This is a genomic window from Pseudomonas sp. Colony2 (assembly GCF_019382755.1).
Lineage (GTDB): Bacteria > Pseudomonadota > Gammaproteobacteria > Pseudomonadales > Pseudomonadaceae > Aquipseudomonas.
Genome location: NZ_CP080030.1, coordinates 4,041,854 through 4,047,729, shown reverse-complemented (window position 1 = coordinate 4,047,729; position 5,876 = coordinate 4,041,854). Strand labels below are relative to the sequence as shown.

The following is a 5,876-nucleotide window of genomic DNA, read 5'->3' as shown; positions in this document are numbered from 1 at the left end:
CCAAATGTGGGAGCGGGCTTGCTCGCGAATGCGCAGTGTCAGTCACTGGATAGAGTGGCTGATCCACCGCMTTCGCGAGCAAGCCCGCTCCCACATTTCAACCGTGCCCGCTTGGCTATTTATGTGTTTCGAGCCACTCCAGTGCGGTCCGCCAGATGCAGATCCCCAGGAAGTACGCCGACATCAGCAACCACAGGCCCAGGGTCAGGCGATTGGTGTACGGGAAGTCGATCACCAGCAGCAGGCTGCACAGCAACCAGATGGTGGTCACGGCAATATTGATCGGCATGAAGCGCTTGACCCGGAACGGGTGCAGGAACTTCATCGGCGTCACGGTCAGCAACGCCAGGCCGATCACGGTGAGCAAGGTGACCCAGGCTTCCGGCTGGATGATATAGACGCACAGCGCCACCACGTTCCATGCGGCGGGGAAGCCGACGAAGTAGTTGTCCTTGCTCTTCATGTTGACGTTGCAGAAGCAGAACAGCGACGACACCAGAATCACCGACACCGTAAACAACGGGGTGAAGTCCGGCAGGGCGATATAGCGATAGATAAACAGCGCCGGAATAAACACGTACGTCAGGTAATCAATCACCAGGTCCAATACCGAGCCATCGAAGCTTGGCAGCACTGTTTGCACATTCACCCGTCGCGCGAGAGAGCCGTCGACCCCATCGACGATCAAGGCCAGGCCCAGCCACAGCAGGCAAGCCTTGGGCTGGTTGTCGAGCAGTGCCAGGGTGGCCAGGAAGGCCAGTACTACGCCGGTGGCGGTAAAACCATGGGCGCCCCAGGCCTTGAGACGGGCTACATGCAGGGTCGATATCACAGGGGCGTTCTCCAAAAGGTGAAACAGGGCAGCCGACGGGGTAGCACCGTCGAATCTGGCCAGAGTGTGCAGGTATCGACCGGGAAGGGTGGGATAAGGTTCACCACCCGGCGTAGGTTAAGCGTAGCAAGCGCAGGACGTTTCGGCATCAGCCTTGGCGAAACACCAGTGCCTTTAATCCGCTTTGCGGGTCGATATCGGGGAATTCCGGCGGGTTTTCCAGCCGCTGGTCAAAGCGCAGGCCAGGCGCTTCGCGGGTTACGCCGTCGATCAGGAAGTCTTCGCCGAACGCCGGGTCGTTCATGCACGCCAGCACCGTACCCTGGGCCGTGAGCAAATCCGGCAGGCGACGCAGCACCCGCTGGTAGTCCTTGGTCAAAAGGAAACTGCCTTTCTGGAACGAGGGCGGGTCGATGATCACCAGGTCGTACGGGCCGCTGTTGGTGACCTTGGCCCAGGACTTGAACAGGTCGTGGCCGAGGAACGTCACCTTGCTCAGGTCGTGGCCGTTCAGGCGGTGATTGTCACGACCACGGCTCAGGGCGCCTCGGGCCATGTCCAGGTTCACCACATGCTCGGCGCCGCCTTCGATGGCCGCCACGGAGAAACCACAGGTGTAGGCGAACAGGTTCAGCACCCGCAGGCCATGAGCCTGTTCGCGTACCCAGTTGCGGCCGTAACGCATGTCGAGGAACAGCCCACTGTTCTGCTTTTTGCCCAGGTCGATCAGGTAGCGCAGGCCGCCTTCGGTGATGGTCAGTTCGTCGACCACCTCGCCCAGCAGCCATTCGGTGGTGCTTTGCGGCAGGTAGCGGTGTTGCAGCGCCACGGTATGGGCGCCGAATGACCGCCAGTCGATCTGCACCAGCATCTGCTTCAAGGCCTCAAGCTCCGCGGCTTCAGGCTCCTTGAACAGCGAGACCAGCACCACGCCTTGCAGCCAGTCCACTGTCAGTTGCTCCAGGCCCGGCCAGCAGCGGCCACGCCCGTGAAACAGGCGCCGGGTCTCGGCGGGGACGGTTTGCAGGGCGTTCAGCAAATGGGTGTGCAGGGTGGCGAGTGCGTCTGGGTTCATCGGGCAACGTCGGTCATTGAGCGGGCGGCATTTTAAACACAATTGCGGGGTGTTCGGGAGTTGAAGCACAACGTGCTCTGAATTTGCTGATTGGCAGTGATTTATGCTCAAAAGACCCCGAGAGGCGGCGCACAACAGTCAAAAAATCCCTTGGCACCGACATAAACTGGAAAAAAAGCCCGGAGGTGCCCATGAACGGTTTCGCGAGTGCAGTGAGTCAGACAGCGATGGACCAGGAAGAACTGGCCGAATGGCGCGATGCCCTGGCCTCCCTGGTGGCCAACGCCGGCGCGGCGCGCGCACGGGAGATCCTCGACATGCTGGCGGATGCCGGCGGCGCGCCGCACATCGCCTGGAAACCCCGGCATGGCACGCCCTACATCAATAGCATCGCCGTAGAGCAGCAACCGCCGTTTCCCGGCGACCTGGCCACCGAAGAACGCTTGGCCTCAGTGGTGCGCTGGAACGCCCTGGCCATGGTAGTGCGCGCCAACCAGGCCTATGGCGAACTGGGCGGGCATATCGCCAGCTACGCCAGCGCGGCGGATTTGTTCGAGGTGGGCTTCAACCACTTTTTCCGGGCCCGAAGCGACAGTTTTGGCGGCGACCTGGTGTTCTACCAGCCGCATTCCGCCCCCGGCATCTATGCTCGCGCCTTCCTTGAAGGGCGCCTGAGCGAGGCCGACCTGGCCCACTATCGCCAGGAAATCGGTGCCGGCAAGGCGGGCGCCCGAGGTTTGTCCAGCTATCCCCATCCGTGGTTGATGCCGGACTTTTGGCAATTTCCCACCGGGTCCATGGGCATTGGCCCCATCAGCTCGATTTTCCAGGCGCGGTTCATGCGCTACCTGCAACACCGCGGCTTGCAGGACACCACCGACCGCCACGTATGGGGCGTATTCGGCGACGGCGAGATGGACGAACCGGAAAGCATGTCGGCCCTGACCCTGGCCGCCCGTGAAGGCTTGGACAACCTGACCTGGGTGGTCAACTGCAACCTGCAACGGCTCGACGGCCCGGTGCGTGGCAACGGGCGAATTATCGACGAGCTGGAGGCGTTGTTCGCCGGTGCCGGCTGGAACGTGATCAAGCTGGTCTGGGGCTCGGACTGGGACGCCTTGCTGGCCAAGGACACCGACGGCGAGCTGGCGCGCACCCTGTCGCAGACGGTGGATGGACAATTCCAGACCTTCGCCGCCAAGGACGGCGCCTACAACCGCGAACATTTCTTCGGCCAGAGCGAGGCGCTGTCCAAACTGGTCGAGGGCCTGAGCGACGAGCAGATCGACCGGCTCAAGCGTGGCGGCCATGACATGGTCAAGATCCACGCGGCCTATCACGCGGCGCGCCGGGTCGCCGGCAAACCCACGGTGATCCTGGCCCAGACCAAAAAGGGCTTTGGCATGGGCGAGGCCGGGCAGGGCAAGATGACCACCCACCAGCAGAAGAAGCTCGACCGCGAGGCCTTGATCGCCTTCCGCAATCGCTTCCAGTTGCCGCTGTCGGATGAACAGGCCGAATCCCTGAGCTTCTACAAACCGGCTGAAGACAGCCTTGAAATGCGCTACTTGCACCAGCGCCGCGCCACCCTCGGCGGGTATGTGCCGAGCCGTGGCCAGCAGGCGCCCACCGTGAGCGTGCCGCCGGTGTCGGGCTACGGCGCGTTTGCCACCCAGGCGGAGGGCAAGGAAATGTCCACCACCATGGCCTTTGTGCGCATGCTCACCAATCTGCTCAAGGACAAGGCCCTCGGCCCGCGCATCGTGCCCATCGTCGCCGATGAGGCGCGCACCTTCGGCATGGCCAACCTGTTCAAGCAGATCGGCATCTATTCCAGCGTCGGCCAGCGCTACGAGCCCGAAGACATCGGCTCGATCCTCAGCTACCGCGAAGCCACCGACGGGCAGATCCTTGAAGAAGGCATCAGCGAAGCCAGCGCCATCAGTTCCTGGGTCGCGGCGGCCACCAGTTATTCGGTGCATGGCCTGCGGATGCTGCCGTTTTACATCTACTACTCGATGTTCGGTTTCCAGCGCGTGGGGGACCTCATCTGGGCCGCCGCCGACCAGCGTGCCCGAGGTTTTCTGCTGGGCGCCACTGCCGGGCGCACCACCCTGGGTGGCGAAGGCTTGCAGCACCAGGACGGCAGCAACCACCTGATGGCCGCCACCGTGCCCAATTGCCGTGCCTACGACCCGGCGTTTGCCGGCGAGTTTGCGGTGATCCTCGACCATGGCATGCGCCAGATGCTGGAGCACGATGTGGACGAGTTCTACTACGTGACCCTGATGAACGAAAACTACCCGCAGCCGAGCCTGCCGGAAGGCGTCGAAGCGGCGATCATCAAAGGCATGTACCGGCTGAGCGGGCAGCCTGGCGGCATGGTCCGGTTGCTCGGCTCCGGCACGCTGGTGCGCGAAGCCCAGGCAGCGGCGCAATTGTTGGCGGAGGATTGGCAGGTTGAAGCTGAAGTGTTCAGTGTCACCAGCTTCAGCGAACTGGCCCGGGACGCCCGTGACGTGGAACGCTGGAACCGCCTGCATCCGCAACAGCCGGCGCGGCGCAGCCACCTGGCGGAGTGTTTGCCCAAGGGCGCGCCGGTGGTGGCCGTATCTGACTATGTAAGGGCGGTGCCGCAGATGATTGGGTCATACGTGGATTCGGCTTACACCGTGCTGGGGACGGATGGCTTTGGTCGCAGCGATACCCGGGCGGCGTTGCGGGATTTCTTTGAGGTGGACCGGTATCACATTGTGCTGGCGGCGCTGACGGCGTTGGTGGAGCAGGGGAGTCTGGACAGGCAGGTTTGCCAGCAGGCGATAGAGCGTTATGGGGTGCAGACCGATCGCGAGCCGTCCTGGACCTCCTGAGCGACAAAGATCTAAATGTGGGAGCGGGCTTGCTCGCGAAWGCGGTGTRTCAGTCAATATATCCGGCAACTGATACACCGCTTTCGCGAGCAAGCCCGCTCCCACACTGGTTCTGTGTGTTTGTCTAAATACTGGCTATCAACGGCGCCCCAAACGATTCCCGCAGAAACCCCGGCGCGATATACCGCTCGTAATGCGCCTCGGACAACAGGAAAAACTCCCGGTCAATCGCATCCCGCAAATCTGCCAGATTGCGCTCGCGAAACTCCGGCAACAGCGCCAACCCATACGCATCCAACTTCGAAATCACCCGCGCGCCCCGGGCAATCAACTGGTACGCCCAGCAATACGGCGACTGGTGGGGCACAAAGCGAATCTTGCGGTCTTCCAGTTGCTGGCGCAGGCGCTGCGGGTCCAGGACCTGCAGCTTGCTGGTCATCACCTGCACCAGCAGTTGTTCCAGGCGCAGCCACACCGCCTGTTTCTCCTCGGCGTTGTAGCCGTTCCACTGAATCACCTCATGGTGATAGCGCTTGCAGCCCCGGCATACCAGGTCTCCGTAAACGGTGGAGCACAGGCCGACGCAGGGGGTCTTGATGGTTTGATTGGGCATAAAAAAACATCGACAGGTGAAACAACACGGCCCCCGAAGGGGCCGCTTTAAATCAATCCCAGCTCAGCGCGCCGCCAGTCTGGTACTCGATCACACGGGTCTCGAAGAAGTTCTTCTCTTTCTTCAAGTCCATGATCTCGCTCATCCACGGGAAYGGGTTAGTCGTCCCTGGATACTCTTCCTTCAACCCAATCTGCGACAGACGACGGTTMGCGATGAACTTGAGGTARTCCTCCATCATCGCGGCGTTCATGCCGAGTACACCGCGTGGCATGGTGTCRCGMGCGTATTCAATCTCCAGCTGAGTCCCTTGCAGGATCATCTGKGTCGCTTCTTCCTTCATCTCGGCATCCCACAARTGCGGGTTTTCGATTTTGATCTGGTTGATCACATCGATACCGAAGTTCAGGTGCATCGACTCATCCCGCAGGATGTAYTGGAACTGTTCTGCCACGCCGGTCATTTTGTTGCGRCGGCCCATGGACA

General features: G+C 61.7%; 5 protein-coding genes. 1 reads left to right on the top strand and 4 read right to left on the bottom strand.

Going from position 1 to position 5,876, the window contains the following annotated elements:
- Window positions 1-115: 115 nt before the first annotated feature.
- Both pcsA and JV201_RS15965 read right to left on the bottom strand, forming a co-directional pair.
- Window positions 116-832 carry a phosphatidylcholine synthase gene (gene pcsA / locus JV201_RS15970; protein WP_177081608.1) on the bottom strand — a complete coding sequence of 239 codons (717 nt, stop codon included), beginning with the start codon at window positions 830-832 and terminating at the stop codon, window positions 116-118.
- 148 nt (window positions 833-980) lie between these two features.
- Window positions 981-1,907, bottom strand: a complete 927-nt coding sequence (locus JV201_RS15965; RefSeq protein ID WP_102369233.1) for a class I SAM-dependent methyltransferase — start codon at window positions 1,905-1,907, stop codon at window positions 981-983.
- 191 nt (window positions 1,908-2,098) lie between these two features.
- On the opposite strand from JV201_RS15965, the gene mdeB reads away from it, so the two are divergent.
- Window positions 2,099-4,777: an alpha-ketoglutarate dehydrogenase gene (mdeB, locus tag JV201_RS15960; protein ID WP_219405703.1), complete on the top strand. Its 2,679-nt coding sequence runs from the start codon at window positions 2,099-2,101 to the stop codon at window positions 4,775-4,777.
- 124 nt (window positions 4,778-4,901) lie between these two features.
- Here the strand turns inward: mdeB and JV201_RS15955 are convergent, their stop codons facing one another.
- On the bottom strand, window positions 4,902-5,390 hold the full coding sequence (locus tag JV201_RS15955) for a DUF1289 domain-containing protein (protein ID WP_003208512.1): 489 nt from the start codon (window positions 5,388-5,390) through the stop codon (window positions 4,902-4,904).
- A 52-nt stretch (window positions 5,391-5,442) separates the two neighbouring features.
- Window positions 5,443-5,876: ribonucleotide-diphosphate reductase subunit beta (locus JV201_RS29780; protein WP_178123136.1), on the bottom strand; the 434-nt coding region annotated here is incomplete at its 5' end.